The following is a 17,756-nucleotide window of genomic DNA, read 5'->3' as shown; positions in this document are numbered from 1 at the left end:
TAAGCTTTTTTCCGTAACTCAGAACTACATGATCTTATAAGGCATGCAAATCCAGTCATACGCATAAGGTTTTGAATGCCTAACAATGAAATGAAGCATTTTTCAGTAATAAGAATTATTCATCATTGAAATCAAGACACAAAGCATTTATTAATTAACCAAAACAACTAGATTATGAAAAGGATTTCTTTTATCACTGTTGTATTAGTAGTCTTTCTGTTTTCTTGTGAAAAGAATATAGATAAGCCGGCATCACAGGAACAGATGACATTAGCCGCCAAACAAAACAAGGATCATGGCCATTTAAAACAATCAAAAACTTTTTCATCAGAGGTCGTAGTAAGTTGGCTTAATATGCAACTCCAAATGGTAAAAGTGCCAATGCCGGCTGGTACTGCTGGTCAAGCTACAGACAGATGCCAGGCATACTGCGGTATTGCACTTTACGAATCAGTAGTTCCGGGCATGCCCGCTTATCAATCACTCTCTGGTCAGCTAACCGATTTTCCAGAAATGCCTTCAACCGAGCCGGGTAAAGCCTACCATTGGGCAGCTAGTGCAAATGCTGCACTTGCAGAAATGAACCGGAGGCTTTTCCCAGCAACTGCCATTGCTAATAAAACAGCCATGACTAATCTTGAAAATTCATTTCAGGCAACTTATAGTACAGAAACTGATGACGCAACATTACAACGTTCAATTGCATTTGGAAAAGAAGTAGCGACAAGAGTTTATAATTGGGCCGCTACTGATGGTACAACCAATATCAATCCCCCATATGTGCCTCCTGTAGGTCCGGGTCTTTGGATACCAACATCGACTTCCCCAATTGTTAACCCTTATGCATATCAACTCCGGTTATTAGTTCCGGGCTCTGCAGACAACACTACACTGGAACCGCCTCCTGCTTTTTCAACAGTTCCAGGTTCGCCTTTTTATAATATGGTAAAAGAAGTGTATGACGCACGTGTTAATATAACACCCGAACAAAAAGCGCTGGCCGATTACTTTAAAGATGTACCAGGCTATACGCCAGGAGGTACTTATCTTGCCCTAATGACGCAGTTACTGGACATCACAAAACCCACACTGGATATGGCAGCTCTTGATTATGTGAAAATTGGATTAGCAACACGTGATGCCAGTATTGTGCTCTTTACCAATAAATACCGCTTCAACCTGATTCGTCCGGTCACTTATATCCGTGCGTATATTGATCCTAGTTGGTCGAGCTATATTCCTACACCAAATCATCCGGAATTTCCTTCCGGCCATTCGACGTCAGGGGGCGCTATTCTCACCATGATGAGCAAAATCTTTGGTGAGGATTTCCATATCACGCTGCATACGTACGATTATCTTAACTACCCCTCCCGCAGTTATACCAGCTTTACTCAAATGAGTAACGATATATCCGACAGCCGTTTTTATAGTGGCTTGCATTACAGGGCCACCTTAGTTAAAAGTACCGAACAGGGCAAAAAAGTGGCAGAGAATATATTGAGTAAGGTGAAGTTTATGAAATAATAATTTGTAAAGACTTTTGCCCAAAACAATTACGACATTTATTATAGTTAACCACACAATCGAGTAGACGGCCTTATTGCTTGTAAGCGATAAGGTGCGTCTCTCACATGCATTACTTACTCGCTCTGGAACACGGATTTCCTATTTAACTGCGGGACGCTATTATGTTGTGGCGCTTTTTATAAAAAAATCAGCACTCAGACCCGTCTGTTTGTAAGCAACACCCTTAATATAAAACTCCTAATAGATCCATTTATAATCCTTTGCTGATTTTATGATAAGTAAACATATGCTTTATATTCACCACTATGGTATCATGAAAAAGCAAGTTTATAGTCCCTTTTTTATCCTACCACTTTTACTATTTTAAACAGCTCATTTGCCCAGCAAACAAATATTACCAAAGAAGGTTTGTCGGCTGCCCGGAATTCCATGTTTACTATAACCCTGGTAATCATGATTTTCCATTAAGACCCTAATGGATTTTCTATTTTAACTACGATGCATTCAAATAATTTTGTATAAGTATGCAAAAATTAGTACCTTAATACTCCGCTCCCTCCAAACTGATCCTCCAGTACTTTTTGACTATACTTTTCTTGTACGTAAATCCGCTTCTTTATCAGCAAGTATTTTTTAACCTTAAATAATACACCATGCGTACATTCCAAAAGGTAACTACCGACACGGTTTTCAATGCTGTTGTATCAAAGGGCTCCCTTTCTTTTATAAAGAAGGATAGCCTGAACCGTATCAAACCTGCGGCTGAAAATCCCCCACTCTCCTTTAAAAAACTTATTCATTTCTGCTTCTATTTATTATTTTTTGCTACAGTAATGCCTGGATGCAAACGGGAACAGGTTGTAAATAAATCTGTAGCTAATGATAATAGTAATGCTATGGCTAAGGCAAGAGCAAAATCGGTTCAGGCCAGCATGAAAGCGCAACTGGTAACCGGCCTTGGAGGTGGTTGGGGCAGCACGGTCGGACCAGCTGGTGACCTTTTTATTCCTGACGGCCAGGCGGGTGCCATCTTACGCGTTGACCCCAAAACAGGCCTGTATACAACATTTGCCAGTGGATTACCCCAATTGATACCGGATGTTGGCATTGGCGGGATATCAGATGTAGCATTCTTTGGCGGGAAAGCTTATGCACTTGTAACACTGGTAGATGATCCTACTCTCTTTCCGACCGGGCAGGTCAACGGCATCTACAGGATCGATGGCCCGAATAGTTTTACAGTAATAGCGGATATTGGCGCTTTCAACGTAAACCATCCTCCAAGCGGCTTTGAATTTGATGTTTCAACTGGCGTTCTATATTCCATTCAAACCTATCGCGGCGGCTTTCTTGTCACTGACGGTCACCTGAACCGGGTGTTGTATGTAACACTTGATGGTAATATTGAAATAGTTAAGAGCTTTGGTGATATTGTACCAACTGGCCTGGCTGTAAAAGGTAACCAGATATACATGTCACAGGCTGGCCCGGTTCCTCATCTTCCTGAAAACGGGAAGGTGTTGGCATTCAGCCTTAATTCGCCAACGGTTACCACTGTCGCCTCAGGTGCCCCGCTTCTTGTTGATGTGGAGTTCGGTCGTGGAGAAACGCTCTTTGCACTTTCGCAAGGACCCGGTAGTGGCGATCCTGAAGGTTCGCCGGCGGTGCCTAATTCCGGCTCATTGGTAAGAGTGAACGCAGACGGAACTGTCACCGTAATCGCTGACCAATTTGATCGCCCCACTTCATTGGAGATCATCGGGAACACCGCATACATAGTTACACTCGGTGGTGATGTCTGGACTCTTGATAACATCGCCGTTCCACCATATGGCAGTAATAATATAAAACGTTTGCTTCACCGTCATAGCTAAACACCAGGCGTTCAAAATAGATTGTTTATTTTTTAGCTGATTCATTTTCTTCCCCCGCGTGTCCTTGAAAAGTAACACGCGGGTTTCTTCCTCCGCGAGTCTCCTGTAAGGGACTCGCGGATTTCATTGTGATGATGTATATCCAAGAAGCACGAAGCGCATATTTATTCTTCTTGTCTTTCCACTCTAATGAAAACACATTGTCAAACGATGAATTATTAGTGAGCAATTAATGGAGCAGCGACAGCTCCTGGCAACCAGAAACACTAAGCAGCTGGACTTACGACATGGGAATGGGTGGTGGTGGACTGGGTTTTTTGTTTCAAAACCTTATTATCAGGTTTGACAAAGAAAAAGCAGTTTCTGTTGAACATGCTAAGATTCGGGATTAAAAAGCACCTGCCACTAACATCAGCTTCCCAAATGCGTGCTTTAGAATATAGGCAAGTCTTTTATATTATGATAAGGCTGTATATCTTTAGGCAAACGACAGGGAAGCGTAACCCGGCACCTGGGCAAGCCCTCCCCGTTGTGCGTTACGCTAAATTCCTTTGTAATAAAAAAAGAAAAATAACTGGAGATTGTGTATCATGTTAATCGGTGATACCAAAGCATTTATTTTAATTTATACAAACTGACATGAACAGGACCAAGACAATATATAAAAACGCAATTTACGCTATCATATTTTTGCTATTTCCACGCGCAACTTTTGCCCAAAACCGGGAGATGGACAGTTTAAAACAACTACTATCACGTACCAGCTCAGGCACCGCCCGTGTGGATCTATTAGTTAAATTAGGTCTGTTTGAACAAAGCTTTAAAGGTGGACTTCGTTACGCAGAGGACGCATTGGCACTGGCAAAAAAAATTCATTATAGGAAAGGGGAAGGGGCAAGTTTTAATCAAATAGGAAATCAGTATTTCGCTGCAAGTAATTATCCTGCTGCTTTAAATTTTTACTTTCAAGGTTTAAAAATCAGAGAAGAAACTGATGATATTAATGGCATTTTCGGTAGTTATAACAATATTGCCAACGTATATTTTGAACTGGGCGATCTTGACCGGGCATTGACTTACAATTTTAAATCTTTGCAGTTCTCCCAGCCGAGTAATGTATATGGAAAAGCGTGTTTACTAAATAACGTCGGTACTATTTATGAAAAAAGAGAACAACTTGACTCGGCGCTTTATTACCAGCAAAGGAGCTACGAACTCTTCAACCAGAGTATGTCTAAATATCAGTACATTAATACCTTAAATGCGCTTGGCAGCCTTCAAATGAAATTGGGCAATTACGAACTGGCCAAGAGTTACTTTTCACTCGGTATTAAAAATGGAGTCGAATACAACGACTCACTTAATAGAGCATCCAGTTACTTAGGCCTCGCTAAATTGTTTAAGCAATTGAAGCAGGAAGATTCTTGTATCAACTACGCGAAAAGAGCAATAGTTTTTGCACACAGACAACAAAGCGTAGCACAAAGCGTCATTGTTGATGCAGGAAAACTAGTGTCTGAACTGTATGTCGGTAAGAATGACAAGGAGGCGTATACTTACCTGAAGCTTGCAATGGACACGAGAGACAGTACGTTTAGTCGCGAAAAAACGATGCAGATTCAAAACATGGTATTTGCCGAACAGGAAAGGCAAAAAGAAATACAGGAACAAAAATCAAAAGAGGCGGAAGAAAGACAAAACAACTTGCAATATGCCGCCATTGCTCTAGGGTTGGTCACATTGCTCATAGGTTTTTTCGTGTTAAGCCACTCGGTCATTGCCAACCAGAAGCTGATCAAGTTCCTCGGGATTGTATCGCTGCTGATAATATTCGAGTTTTTAAATTTGCTCCTACATCCTTACCTTGGAGAGTTGACCCACCATTCACCTGTTTGGATGTTGCTTGTTATGGTTTCTGTGGCAGCCTTGCTTGTTCCTTTACATCATAAAGTAGAATATTGGGTAACACACAAACTGGTAGAAAAGAATAATAGGATACGTTTGGTTGCAGCTAAGAAAACCGTTGCGAAGCTAGAGGGCAAAGTAAGCTAAATACATATTTTCTTCCCCCGCGAGTCTCCTGTAAGGGACTCGCGTATGCAGTTTTGGTGATGTTGACCAAGGTCGTGCAGCACATATTTATTCCTCTTGTCTTTCCAATCCTAAAAAAAGAGACATGGTCAAACAATGAATTTATAATAAGCAATTCATTGTAAGATATTATCAATGAATCAACGAACCCTCTTCAAGTGTCCCGAGGAGAAGTAAATCAGAATAACTTATTGCAGCTATGAATGTCGTTTAAGGATTATGTGAAGCCTCTAACAATTGCATTTTACAATTGTGGTTGATTACAATTGATCAACCTAAATAACTATCGACTTTTGCCTTCTCACGGTCTCTCCTGGAAGCGCAACCATCGCTCTGGTATCTCATTGCTACTTGCTAATAAGTAATCTTTGTAAGAACACGCAATGAACTGCTTGTCCGGCAATTGCATCCACCAACGCCCCGTTTTTTTGCTTTGCAGGAAGGTGGTTTCCACTTCGGCAAAGGCAGTATGAAATTCATTGAATGATTCCCTTTCGTCAATCACGGCTTCCCTGCTGCCACGGCTGCGGCCATCCATAAAATACCATAGCATCTGGCTGATCTGTTTAGCGGTAAGCTGTTCCACATCTTTCTCAGGACGGTAGCCATAAATGCCCACGCTTTGCATATTGCTGCTCATTCCTGCATATTGCAACAATGTGCAGGCTTCCTCACCATTCAAACCGTTAGGTGTAATATTATTAGCAGGAGCAAAAGCATGTGCCAGTGCTGAAATATCAAAAGAAAGGATCTGGCAGTTTCGTATCACGGGTTCCATTTCATCTATATGCTCCTTTACGGTACCAACGCGGAAGCAATCAAAGCGCAATTTATCCATGGTCTCCAACATGCGGGGATGCACAAAGTAACTTTGGAAGGCTATATGGTTGTAGTGCCGCATGTAGTTAGGATCGGCAGTAAGCAGTTCCATTAAATAATTATCGCTCCGGAAAGGAGAATCGATATTGATATCAATAACTGCATCAACTCCCACAGCGTCCACCTGTCTTTTCTCATCTGCAAAGGCATAATACTGGGAAAGTGTAAGATCGTGTGAGCCACCCAGCACAATGACTGTTTTGCCTTCAAGCATCATCTCGTGCAGCACTACTTTTAATGCCGCATAGGTATCAGTGTTAGCCTTGCCAATTTTCACATTGCCTATATCTGCCAGCCTGATGTCCTGGTGCCAGTAATACAAATTGTAAAATTCATTCCTGATGACATCAGCAGCAGTTCCGGGCTGCAGCAGGGCCGCTCCTCTTTGCTCTCCACAACCTACGATCACAATATCCACGTTGTCAAGATCAGGAAATTCATCCTCGTACACCTTAATCACCTTTCCTATCTGGCCCTCTTTATATCCTGTATCATTAGAAACCCTTCCAAGGTTTAGCGGCTCCAAAAAATCAACTATTGATTCAAACATTCTGCAAGTTTAGGTAGTTCCTTGAAAACTTATTTATGAAGTTGATAAACTGCATAACCCCAGGGTTCGATGCCAAAGCCTTTATCTACCGGTTCCTTATTGCCTGCAAAAACATTGTTCCATTCTTTTTCAGATGGTAGGTCCTTCCAGCTTATTTGCTGGGGATCTTTACTAAGGTTTAAAATCACAAGCACTTTGTCTCCACCTTGTTCTCTTTCAAATGCGTAAAGAGCCGCATCGTTATTGGTGGCTAATTTTTTAAATGAAGCGTTAGCCGCCAATGCCTGGTTAGACTTGCGCAGGTTGAGCAGTGTTTTGTAAAAACCAGCACGCCTGAATTGGCCAAAGGTGATCGTGTCCTTATAAAAAAACCGGATGCTATCTAGGAAAGGTTCTTCCTGCCCGCTATAAATCAGGGGTACTGACCGTTCAATGGTCTGGGTAAGAACTGCGAATGGGGCATGCACAGCTCCTGGCATGGTTTGCCAGTCGGCGCCATTCCAGCTATTCTCGTCATGGTTGGATGTAAAGTACATGCGTATGGCATTCTTTGGGTAAGTGCTGTTTACTTTTGAAAGGATGCTATCTATACCAAATGCAGGCCGCTCTCCTTTCGCTATCAGCTTCATCATGTTAAAGGCATCCCAGGGGTAGGTAGCATCAAAACCAGCTTCGTGCAGCCAAGCATCGTTACCCTCAGCCAGCATAAAAACATTCTTCAGCTGGTGCAGTTCTGTAATGCACCTGGTCCAGAATTCTTTTGGCACTGCAGGGGCCACATCGCAACGAAAGCCATCGATGTCTGATTGGGTGATCCAGAACTTCATAGAAGCGATCATGCTATCAACCAATTCAGGGTTTTTGTAATTAAGCTTTCGGGTATCGGTCCAGTCGTATTGAGAGATTGGCTGGCCAGTTATACTATCCCTTACAAAAAAATCGGGATGGGTTATAAGCCATGGATGATCACCGCCTGTGTGGTTGGGTACCCAATCGATGATGACCTTAAAACCCATGTCATGTGCTTTTCTCACCAGGTGCTTCCAGTCATCCATATTTCCATATTCAGGGTTGATGGCGGTATAGCTGGAAACAGCATAATAACTACCTAGAGGTCCTTTGCGGTCCTTAACCGAAATAGGATTAATGGGCATGAACCAAAGCGTTTGAACACCCATGTCTTTTAACCTGGGAAGGCTGACTTCAAAAGCCCTGAAAGTACCCTGGGGGGTATATTGTCTTGTATTGACTTCATATATATTTCCTTGTTCTATCCAGGCCGGGTGACCGTCAATACTGGCAGAAGTTATTGCTGTAGTGGTTGGACGGGAAACGGAGCAGGAAAGAAAGAAAAAGCTTACGGGAAAGAGCAGTAGAAAATATCTGCGCATAGGTTTGATTTATGATAAAATTACTTCATTTGGTTTTGCATCTTCATAAAAGCTGGTTGCTTTGATCAAATAACAAGATGAAAACCATAACTTCAAAGATGCCTGCCCGCTATGCGTTGATCTTTGTCCTTTGAATACAATAATCCTCCTTGTCATTTTTACCAAAACTTCAAATACAATGAAACAGGTTTTATTGCTCTTTATTATTGCCGGCATTGCATCATGCAACAGCGGCGACCAATCGAAAACCAGTGACACACAAGTAAAGGCTGCGGCTACTGAAGAACCCAAAATGGATTATGCCTATACTATTGAACATCCGGATAACTGGGTGGCGGGATCTAAAGAAAATACCAAAATGGTGTTGCAATCATTGAAGGATTTTGAAAATGGTGATATCGACAAGTCCTTAACGGCCTTTGCTGATTCAGTGGAGTTAAGGTTCAATGAAATGGAAGGCAAGTTTTCAAAAGACAGTATTGCCAGCATGTTTAAAAAGGAACGAAGTGCATTAAAGGCTATGCAGATCAATATGCATGATTTTGAATCAGTAAAATCCAAAGATGGAAAGGAAGAATATGTTTCACTTTGGTATACTCAAAAATTACAGGGTCAAAATGGTGCCTGGGATTCAGTTTCTGTTATGGATGATCTGCGTATACAAAATGGCAAGGTGGTGTTGATAGATGAAAAAACAAGAAGGTTTGCCAATAAGAAGATGTAAGGATGGAAGCTGCATGGAGAAAGGTTCGCCCTGTTTTCCTGAGATACTTTTCAAGGAGTAAAACCGCGAAAGATGCAATCCCTTATTAAGTTGGCATGATTTTTTAAACTTATAGGTTATCTACCTTATAAAAATCAAACTGTAGGAAGCTCCCTAGCTCGCAAGAGACCGGGGCTTTTCTATTTTAAGCCCTATAGAAGAAACTAAAAAGCCCCTGTTCAAAGGGGCTTTTTTCATATATCATTTAGAAGCTGTGGGTTTAGGAGGCGGCGTGTATTCTGGAACCCTATTAGGCACTGCAGGCAAGGATTTCAGGTATGCGTAGATAGCGCCCAGGTCTTCATCGTTGTACTTGTTCACAGTATTCCAGGGCATTGGCGGCATAATAGGCCTTCCATTAGCCATGCCCAGGTGTTTACCTGTTCTAAGGGTTTGAATAAACACTTCTTTCGTCCAGGCTCCAATGCCAGTGGCAGAGTCTGAAGTAAGGTTAGCTGCGTATGAAATTCCCCATGGTCCAACAAAGGCAGTGACATCAGGCGCCATGCTGACCCAGTTCCCGGGAATATAAGATGCAGGGTTTATGGGCGGAAGCTTTGAGTCATTTGGATGTCCCGAAAGAAGCCTGGTAGTGTCAAGCACCGGCCCTTGCGGTGTCATGATCTTAGGGGTATGGCAGTCGTTACATCCACCAGCTGTAACTATGTAATCTCCTTTTTTTATAAGGGCTTCGCCTTCCAGTTTCCTTGTTTCAACAATATCTTCTTTTTTTTGATCAGAGGGTTGTTCATTGCTACTGTTACAGGATGCAAGAGACAATACGGCCATAACAGGCAGGTAAAAGAGTGTACGCATGAGAGTTGGTTTTGATTTTAGAACCTAAAAGATAACCATTTCCCAACAAATTTTATTGGTGCTTTTCCAGGTAACTTACCACAGCCAACCTGACATCTGAACGGGGATCCTTACTGGAAGTTTCCGCCTTGTATAATCTAATTAACTCCGGATTGGCAGGATTTAAAAAGTCAAGGTTGGCTTCCTTACCTGTTAATAGAAAGTCTGTTATACCCACATGGTAAGTTCGTTCAGGCACAATAGGTTGACCGTTGATCTTCCAGGTGCCGTCCTCGCGGGTCACTTCCTTATTATATTGCAGAAAACCACCATTCCCCCTGTTCTTCCTGCCCTGTTCCAGTGTTTTGATCAACAGGCTGCCCTTGAAATCTGCTTCCCTGATGCCTCCACCAAATGGCATGGTGCGGATAATATCATATTCAGTTAATGGCATTTGCAGGAAATCATCTACGCGTATGGATCCAGAATTCATTAAAACAACTTCCGCTGTGGGCACCGCCTCTTTTATGGAACTCATAATGAGTTGGGTAAGGTTTGTAGCATGAGACCTTATTTCAGTTTCCCTTCCATCCAAAGGTCCATTATGATCCATGACCACTTTTGCAGCGTCGAATCCCAGAGATTGATAATTATTATTCGCAATGGACGTCCACTTTTGTACTACTGCATTTGTGACACTATCCAGGGCAATACTCTGGTCCAGGTAAACCAGCTTTGGCTTTACCAGGGTTGACCTTTTCTTTTTATTAATGGTCAGGTTCACTACGAAAGCTGATTTGGCATTGGCGTGTGCCTTGGCAATATATATATTCCCTACGTGCAGGAAACGCATATCGTGTTCATGGCCACCTAATATCAATGCCAGTCCTGGTATCTCCTTAGCCAAAATACTGTCTTCGTATACAGCCTGGTGGGTTATGGCGATCACTGCATCTACAGAATCTTTTAGTAAGTTATAAGCTTCTTTTGCAGATTTGAGGGGGTCTGAATAAGAAACATAATCTGCCTTATTAAATGGCAGTACGATACCCATAAAACCTATACGTGCAGTTGTTCCATCTGCATCCCGTAGATTCATGATAAAGGTTTTAGGGAATGCAGAGTCATTTTTCGTAAAAGGTTTTATTATACCGCCTTCCTTATGAAAAGCATTTGAGGATATCCACTGGAAATGTGATTCATTAATGCGTTGTTGAAGCTCCGATTCTTTAATATCGAATTCGTGGTTACCAAATACTGCCAGGTCCATGCCGGCGGCATTCATGGATTCCACCATTTGCTGTCCCCTGATGGGTTTTCCCTGGTATTGCAAACTGTTATAAACAGATGGACTTAAGAAATCGCCTCCAATGACCAGTAATGTATTTGGATTTTTGGCTTTATACTCTTTTTTAAGCGTTGCCACCCTTGCCATTCCACCTTGTGTTCCCCCTGCCAATGGGGCTATTTCATATACATCATTAATATGGACGAACGTTACCTCAAGCTTATTGTCATTACCTCCTCCTTTGAAAACCGAGCAGGAAGCTGAAATGAGCAATACAGAAAAAAGAATAATACGTGGCGCCAGCTTTATTATTGATTTCATTGGGAGGCAAATAAATGGTTTTTCAAGGAAACTATAGCCCTGGAGAATAGAGAAATTGATAAACAAGCGGTAAATTAGGTTAGGCTAATTGAAATGAAATAGCCTGTTGGGCACGTTTTTTTATACTTAATTCAAAAAGAATCAATTATGCTTTGGCAAGGAAGAAAGGGAAGCGATAATGTAGAAGACAGAAGGGGTGTATCTGGAGGACAGGTAGCTGTTGGTGGAGGAATACTTGGTGTAATTGCACTTGTATTGAACCTATTACTGGGAGGCGACGGAAGCAATACCCAGTTACCCCTTCCAAACCAGGGCCAGCCCATGAGCACAGAGCAGAAAGCTGCCCAGGACCAGGAAGCCCAGTTTGTTAGCGTAGTGCTTAAAGACCTGGAAGATACCTGGCAACAGTTACTGGCGAAAGAAGGAAAGGATTATCCTAAGCCAACGCTAGTACTATTTAGTGGTGTAACCCAGTCGGGCTGTGGTAATGCCAGTGCCTCTACAGGTCCCTTTTATTGCCCCGCAGACCAGAAGTTATATATAGATCTCTCCTTTTATGACGATCTGAAAGAACGCTTTGGCGCGCCGGGAGATTTTGCCATGGCGTACGTGGTGGCACACGAGGTGGGTCATCATATCCAGTACCTTCTTGGTATCTCCGATAAAGTGCAAAGACTACGCAGCCGCCTTAGCGAAGAAGAATACAATCAATATTCAGTGCGCCTGGAACTGCAAGCCGACTTCTTTGCTGGTGTATGGGCGCATTATGAAAAAGGAAAAGGCTACCTGGAAGCCAACGATATAGAGGAAGCCCTGAATGCGGCCAATGCCATTGGTGATGACAGGCTGCAGAAGGAAGCCCAGGGTTATGTGGTGCCGGAGTCCTTCACCCACGGCACCTCCGCTCAAAGGATGTATTGGTTCAAGAAAGGTTTTGATACCGGTGATATTAACCAGGGCGACACTTTTAATGCTACTGAATTATAGGAATATTCCTTTTTGATGTTTATTCAATTACTGGCTCTCACTGCTTAAGGGCTCTAATGCTTCATCTCCTATCTTTGCGGTCATGGAAGGATTGTTGCAGCAAATTGAAGGATTCCGGAAAGATATTGAGGCATACGAGATCGTAACGCCCCAGCAGCTGGAAGAATACCGTATCAAGTACCTGGGCACCAAAGGGCTTGTAAAAAATCTTTTTGGCGAGATGCGTAATGTGCCAAATGATCGCAAAAAAGAGTTTGGACAGGTACTGAATGAATTCAAACAGTTTGCCGAAGCCCGTTATGAACAGGCAAAAGAATCCTCTGCAGGTGCTACCAGTTCCACAGAAGAAGAAATAGATCTTTCCTTGCCGGGAGACGCCATTACTATTGGTTCCCGCCATCCAATTACGCTTGTGCGCAACCGCATGGTGAATATCTTTCAACGACTGGGATTTTCGGTAGCAGATGGCCCCGAGATAGAGGACGACTGGCACAACTTCACCGCATTGAACCTGCCGGAGAATCATCCTGCCCGTGATATGCAGGATACTTTCTACATTCATCAGAACCCTGACTGGTTGTTACGCACGCATACCAGCAATGTGCAGATAAGGGAGATGCAAAAAGGAAAACTGCCTATTAGGATCATTTGTCCCGGGCGTGTGTACCGCAATGAAACAATTTCTGCCCGCTCTCATTGCTTCTTTCACCAGATAGAAGGGTTGTACATTGATGAAAATGTAAGCTTTGCCGACCTGAAGCAAACACTGTACTTCTTTGTGCAGGAAATGTTTGGCAAGGACACGAAGGTCCGTTTCAGGCCTTCCTATTTTCCTTTTACAGAACCCAGTGCGGAGATGGATGTGAGCTGCTTTATCTGCGGAGGCAAAGGTTGCCGTATCTGTAAACATACCGGCTGGGTGGAAATACTGGGATGCGGCATGGTACATCCGAAAGTGTTGGAGAACTGTGGCATTGACAGCAACAAGTATACAGGTTATGCTTTTGGAATGGGTATAGAGCGACCAGCCTTGTTATTGTATGATGTCAATGATATAAGACTGTTTAGTGAAAACGACGCCCGCTTTCTGAAACAGTTTGATAGTGCAGTCTGATAAAATATGAGCTAAATGATCAAAGACCTTCAAAAGAGGTCTTTTTTATTGAAGACTGCCCTTACCAACCATCCGGGGGCTTAGCCATTTCTTCTCTATCAGCCTTAGGTAGCGGATCCGTACCAGCTGAAGCTGAGAGATCTCCACGCTTATAACTAAAGAATGCTGCAGCCAGGAAGCTGGCAATAGCAATGAAATACCATACAGTATAACTGGCTGTAACCTTTATATTATTTGAAATATCCCCCGTGACATTACCACCTGAATTTCTTTTCACATCACTATTGATCTGGAACATAACTACAATAAGACATACAGCGGCTAGTACTCCCATAAGACTGGAAACCGATGACGAGCTACGGGTTTTTGACAAAGAAAAGAGCAGGCCTGCTACGCCCGCCAGGAGGGCAACCAGGGCCATCACATAGAGTTTCCCTTTTTCTTCTTCCTTATTGACTTCTTTACCCTTATTATTTTGCAGGATATCGGGAAGCTGTTTTTGAGCTGTAACCTGGTAATTGGTGCCAAAAGCAAGTCCTAACCCCGTATTTTCTGCATACGGAGTATTATTACATTTAATTACCACAAAAGGAAGAAAAAAGAGCAGCAACCCTACCAGGAAAGCAACAGAACCAGAATATCTTCTACGAAACACGTCACTGCCGGCAGTTGTAGGCATAATGAAGATTTAAAGTTTTAGTATATAGAGATAAGGGATCTTCTGTCATGGTATTTTCAGCGGTGTGGAAATATCGGCCTGGCTAACCTATTTCGGAGTCACCAGGAGAAGTTAAGAACTCTGACTGGTCGCCAGGATTCTTGACATCCTTCAATTGCGGTGCCTTGCGTGGGGGCCTCTCCCCCTCCATTTCCTGTTTCTTCCTGACTACTAAAACTGCTACCACTGCAGCAAAAGCGCCAGCCAGTGCAACCAATATGGCATTTTTATATTTCATCCTGATTTCTTTGGTCTTTATAAAGTTAGAAATTATTGTACCATATTTTTACTGACTAATATCAACAGATGAACAAGATTTGCATTTGCGGAGCGGGAACAATGGGTAGTGGCATAGCACAAGCCTGCGCCAGTGCTGGCTTTTCAACCATTCTTTACGATCTGAACGAAGAAGTTTTAGAGAGAGCTAAACAGAAGATCAACAATGACCTGGACAAACTGGTAGAGAAAGGAAGGCTCCAGGCAGATCAAAAAGAAAACATGCTTAGCAACATCCGGTTCACAAATTCAATAGCTGATTGCATTGCAGACCTGGTGATAGAAGCCATCATTGAAAAGATGGAAGCCAAGATTGGCCTGTTTGGTGAGCTATCAAAGATCAATACTGAACAAACTCTTTTCGCCTCAAACACCTCTTCTCTTTCTATTAATGCCATAGCAAAACATATCCCGGGCCCTCAACGCTTTGCAGGCCTCCATTTTTTTAATCCTGCCCCTGTAATGAAACTGGTGGAAGTAGTAAAAGGAGAAGCTACCAGTGATGCTTCAATAATTGCATTGGTGGAATTTACACGTAAGTTGGGTAAACAGCCCGTTGTATGTAAAGATTCGCCAGGCTTTATAGTAAACCGGGTGGCCCGGCCTTTTTATATTGAATCATTACGTATTGCAGAAGAAGGAATTGCCGATTACGCCACTATTGACCAGATTTTAGAAAGTCGGGGATTTAAAATGGGACCATTTAAATTAATGGATCTTATTGGAAATGATGTTAATTATGCTGTTAGCTGCTCTGTATATGAACAATTGAATAGACCTGAACGCCTGAAACCATCTTACCTGCAGGAAGAAAAAGTCAGGCTGGGACAACTTGGTAAGAAGACTAAAAAAGGATATTATGATTATTAGTGAGCAGTTGATAGGTGAAACCATTGATTCGTAATATTTTCGTCACCATTAATGTCAATGAATCAAACAGGAAAAGTTCTTGTAACCGGCGGTACGGGCTTTCTCGGTGCATATATTTTAAAGAATCTTATAGAAAAGGGATTTACTGTCAGGGCCACCCGGCGCTCTGCTGCACTTCCGTTTTTCATTCCATCCGGAATCCTTGAAAAAGTGGAATGGGTAGATGCTGATGTACTGGATGTAGTATCGCTTGAAGATGCGCTGGAAGGTGTATGGGCAGTGATACATGCCGCAGCTATTGTATCCTTTGACAGGAAAGATCGCGATAAAATGTACCAGGTGAATGTTGAGGGAACGGCAAACGTGGTCAATTGTGCTGTTGAGCGCGGGGTTAATAGATTGATACATGTGAGTTCCGTTGCAGCGCTGGGAAGAACCAGCAGGAAAGAAATGGTAACAGAAGAAAAGAAATGGCAAGACAACAGTAGCAATACGCATTATGCCATTTCTAAACACCATGCTGAAATGCATGTGTACAGGGGCTTTGCCGAGGGACTGGAAGGGGTTGTGATCAATCCAAGTACCATCCTGGGTTATGGAAACTGGCATCAATCAAGTTGTGCCATCTTTAAAAATGCTTATAAAGGATTTAACTGGTATACGAAAGGCGTTAATGGATTTGTAGGTGTGGAAGATGTGGCAGAAGCAACGGTGCAATTGCTTGAGTCTGACATAAGCCAGGAAAGATATATTCTGAATGCAGAGAACTGGCCTTTCCAAAAACTGTTCAATACTATTGCTGATAATTTTGGAAAACCAAGGCCTGCCCGGGAAGCCACCAAAGCAATGGGTGAACTAGCCTGGAGAATGGAAAGCATGAAAGCTATGCTTACTGGAAGTAAGCCACTTTTGACGCGGGAAACAGCCAAGGTAGCACAGAGCCAGACAAGCTTTGATAATTCTGCATTATGTGCAGCACTCCCGGGATTTAGCTTTACTCCTCTTGAAACCGTTATTGCAAATTCCTGTGAAAAATATAAAGCAGCACTGGGAAGAGGTGAAATAACGCTTTAATTTTTCTATTTTAGTACTACTATGAAAAGACCACACCTCCTCCTGGCCTCCATTTCCCTGTTCATATCTGCCATTGTTTTTTCTCAAAGTACTGTTACAGGAAAAATTACTGATGCTGAAACAAAGTTGCCACTGGAAGGTGCTTCTGTATTTGCGCAGAACACTACCAAGGGCACTGTTACAGATAAAGAAGGAAATTATCGCCTTTACCTGGATAAAGGCGGGTACGAGTTGATCGTATCCTTTACAGGCTATGTAAGCCGCACTATCAACTTTGAGGCAGTTTCTGACAGGGAATTCAACCTTGAGCTTCAAAAGGCTGATAACAGCATGAGCGAGATCGTGATAAGGAGCAGCAATGAAGTAACGGATGGATGGGAGAAATACGGTAAGTTCTTTATTGACCATTTTATTGGGCGCACACCTTTTGCTGATAGTTGCACCCTGGTGAATCCAGAAGTGCTTAAATTCTTTTATTATAAAAAAAATGACCGGCTAAAGGTATTAGCTTCAGAGCCTTTGCAAGTGAAGAACAATGCACTTGGCTATACCATGCGCTATGAATTGGATTCATTTGTTCATTCTTATAAAATTGAGATCAATTCATACAGGGGCTATTGCCTGTACACTGATATGGAGGGGACGCCGGAACAAAAAGCGGAATGGAAACAGGCAAGAGAACAAGCTTATTATGGATCAAGGCTTCATTTTATCAGGTCGTATTATGACAGTACCCTTAAACAAAGTGGGTTTACTGTAGACATTTTATCAAAGAACAGTACAACAAAGTTTGACCGGCTGGCAAATCCATACGATTCCAGCTATTATTTCTTCAATGATACTACATCCGACGCAGAACTATGGTTTCCCGGGAAGGTGAGCATAACCTATTCAAAAAAGGCACCTGAAAAAGAGTACCTGCAGCAGTATGGATTACCTCTTGACGTAAAGACCCAGATCTCTTATGTGGACCTGCTGGATGCGATATTGATAAAACCCAACGGGTATTTTGTTGACCAGAGAAATTGGATCAACCAGGGCTACTGGAGTTGGAAGAACCTCGCTGACCTGCTTCCATACGATTATGAACCCGGGAACTGAATGGATAGACCAGGTAAAACTACAAGGGAATAAAAACAGGGAAGAACCTCTTATGCAAAAACATTGACGATCACAAAGAGCATGATCACAACTGCAATTACTTTGATGGTTGTTCTTAAGAATTGAATATCGAA

15 protein-coding genes are annotated in these 17,756 nt (G+C 42.5%); 9 read left to right on the top strand and 6 right to left on the bottom strand.

Features of this window, described 5'->3' with window-relative positions; translation table 11 throughout:
• Positions 1-174 precede the first annotated feature (174 nt).
• The 3 genes from BUA53_RS04445 (at position 175) to BUA53_RS04435 (ending at position 5,456) form a co-directional block, all read left to right on the top strand.
• On the top strand, positions 175-1,527 hold the full coding sequence (locus BUA53_RS04445) for a vanadium-dependent haloperoxidase (protein WP_072834052.1): 1,353 nt from the start codon (positions 175-177) through the stop codon (positions 1,525-1,527).
• A 656-nt stretch (positions 1,528-2,183) separates the two neighbouring features.
• On the top strand, positions 2,184-3,404 hold the full coding sequence (locus BUA53_RS04440) for a ScyD/ScyE family protein (protein WP_072834051.1): 1,221 nt from the start codon (positions 2,184-2,186) through the stop codon (positions 3,402-3,404).
• 639 nt (positions 3,405-4,043) lie between these two features.
• The gene (locus BUA53_RS04435) at positions 4,044-5,456 is read left to right on the top strand and encodes a tetratricopeptide repeat protein (protein WP_072834050.1); all 1,413 of its coding nucleotides are present in this window, start codon (positions 4,044-4,046) and stop codon (positions 5,454-5,456) included.
• A 340-nt stretch (positions 5,457-5,796) separates the two neighbouring features.
• Here BUA53_RS04435 and BUA53_RS04430 read toward each other — a convergent pair whose 3' ends face one another.
• Together BUA53_RS04430 and BUA53_RS04425 are read right to left on the bottom strand one after the other, a co-directional pair.
• Positions 5,797-6,924, bottom strand: a complete 1,128-nt coding sequence (locus BUA53_RS04430; protein WP_072834049.1) for a formimidoylglutamase — start codon at positions 6,922-6,924, stop codon at positions 5,797-5,799.
• 29 nt (positions 6,925-6,953) lie between these two features.
• Positions 6,954-8,315, bottom strand: coding sequence for an alpha-amylase family glycosyl hydrolase (locus tag BUA53_RS04425; protein WP_072834048.1), 1,362 nt, complete (start codon positions 8,313-8,315; stop codon positions 6,954-6,956).
• Between the two features lie 178 nt (positions 8,316-8,493).
• Between BUA53_RS04425 and BUA53_RS04420 the strand changes: the two genes are divergently transcribed.
• Positions 8,494-9,039, top strand: a complete 546-nt coding sequence (locus tag BUA53_RS04420; RefSeq protein ID WP_072834047.1) for a hypothetical protein — start codon at positions 8,494-8,496, stop codon at positions 9,037-9,039.
• 240 nt (positions 9,040-9,279) lie between these two features.
• Here the strand turns inward: BUA53_RS04420 and BUA53_RS04415 are convergent, their stop codons facing one another.
• Positions 9,280-9,894 carry a c-type cytochrome gene (locus BUA53_RS04415; protein WP_072834046.1) on the bottom strand — a complete coding sequence of 205 codons (615 nt, stop codon included), beginning with the start codon at positions 9,892-9,894 and terminating at the stop codon, positions 9,280-9,282.
• A 52-nt stretch (positions 9,895-9,946) separates the two neighbouring features.
• On the bottom strand, positions 9,947-11,482 hold the full coding sequence (locus BUA53_RS04410; RefSeq protein ID WP_072834045.1) for a bifunctional metallophosphatase/5'-nucleotidase: 1,536 nt from the start codon (positions 11,480-11,482) through the stop codon (positions 9,947-9,949).
• Between the two features lie 147 nt (positions 11,483-11,629).
• Here BUA53_RS04410 and ypfJ point away from each other — a divergent pair, with 147 nt between their 5' ends.
• On the top strand, positions 11,630-12,469 hold the full coding sequence (gene ypfJ / locus BUA53_RS04405) for a KPN_02809 family neutral zinc metallopeptidase (protein ID WP_072834044.1): 840 nt from the start codon (positions 11,630-11,632) through the stop codon (positions 12,467-12,469).
• A gap of 82 nt (positions 12,470-12,551) precedes the next feature.
• Positions 12,552-13,583: a phenylalanine--tRNA ligase subunit alpha gene (gene pheS / locus BUA53_RS04400; RefSeq protein WP_175546013.1), complete on the top strand. Its 1,032-nt coding sequence runs from the start codon at positions 12,552-12,554 to the stop codon at positions 13,581-13,583.
• Positions 13,584-13,644: 61 nt separating this feature from the next.
• On the opposite strand, the gene BUA53_RS04395 is transcribed toward pheS, so the two are convergent.
• Together BUA53_RS04395 and BUA53_RS04390 are read right to left on the bottom strand one after the other, a co-directional pair.
• Positions 13,645-14,262: a hypothetical protein gene (locus BUA53_RS04395; RefSeq protein ID WP_072834043.1), complete on the bottom strand. Its 618-nt coding sequence runs from the start codon at positions 14,260-14,262 to the stop codon at positions 13,645-13,647.
• An 82-nt stretch (positions 14,263-14,344) separates the two neighbouring features.
• The gene (locus tag BUA53_RS04390; RefSeq protein WP_072834042.1) at positions 14,345-14,539 is read right to left on the bottom strand and encodes a hypothetical protein; all 195 of its coding nucleotides are present in this window, start codon (positions 14,537-14,539) and stop codon (positions 14,345-14,347) included.
• 68 nt (positions 14,540-14,607) lie between these two features.
• Between BUA53_RS04390 and BUA53_RS04385 the strand changes: the two genes are divergently transcribed.
• From BUA53_RS04385 to BUA53_RS04375, 3 genes are read left to right on the top strand one after another with little or no spacing between them, the layout of a single operon-like run.
• Positions 14,608-15,447: a 3-hydroxyacyl-CoA dehydrogenase NAD-binding domain-containing protein gene (locus BUA53_RS04385; protein WP_072834041.1), complete on the top strand. Its 840-nt coding sequence runs from the start codon at positions 14,608-14,610 to the stop codon at positions 15,445-15,447.
• Positions 15,448-15,504: 57 nt separating this feature from the next.
• The gene (locus BUA53_RS04380) at positions 15,505-16,521 is read left to right on the top strand and encodes an NAD-dependent epimerase/dehydratase family protein (RefSeq protein WP_072834040.1); all 1,017 of its coding nucleotides are present in this window, start codon (positions 15,505-15,507) and stop codon (positions 16,519-16,521) included.
• 21 nt (positions 16,522-16,542) lie between these two features.
• Positions 16,543-17,622 carry a carboxypeptidase-like regulatory domain-containing protein gene (locus BUA53_RS04375; RefSeq protein WP_072834039.1) on the top strand — a complete coding sequence of 360 codons (1,080 nt, stop codon included), beginning with the start codon at positions 16,543-16,545 and terminating at the stop codon, positions 17,620-17,622.
• Positions 17,623-17,756: the final 134 nt, after the last annotated feature.

This window comes from Flavisolibacter ginsengisoli DSM 18119, from assembly GCF_900129295.1.
Lineage (GTDB): Bacteria > Bacteroidota > Bacteroidia > Chitinophagales > Chitinophagaceae > Flavisolibacter > Flavisolibacter ginsengisoli.
This window is presented reverse-complemented; position numbering and strand designations above follow the sequence as displayed.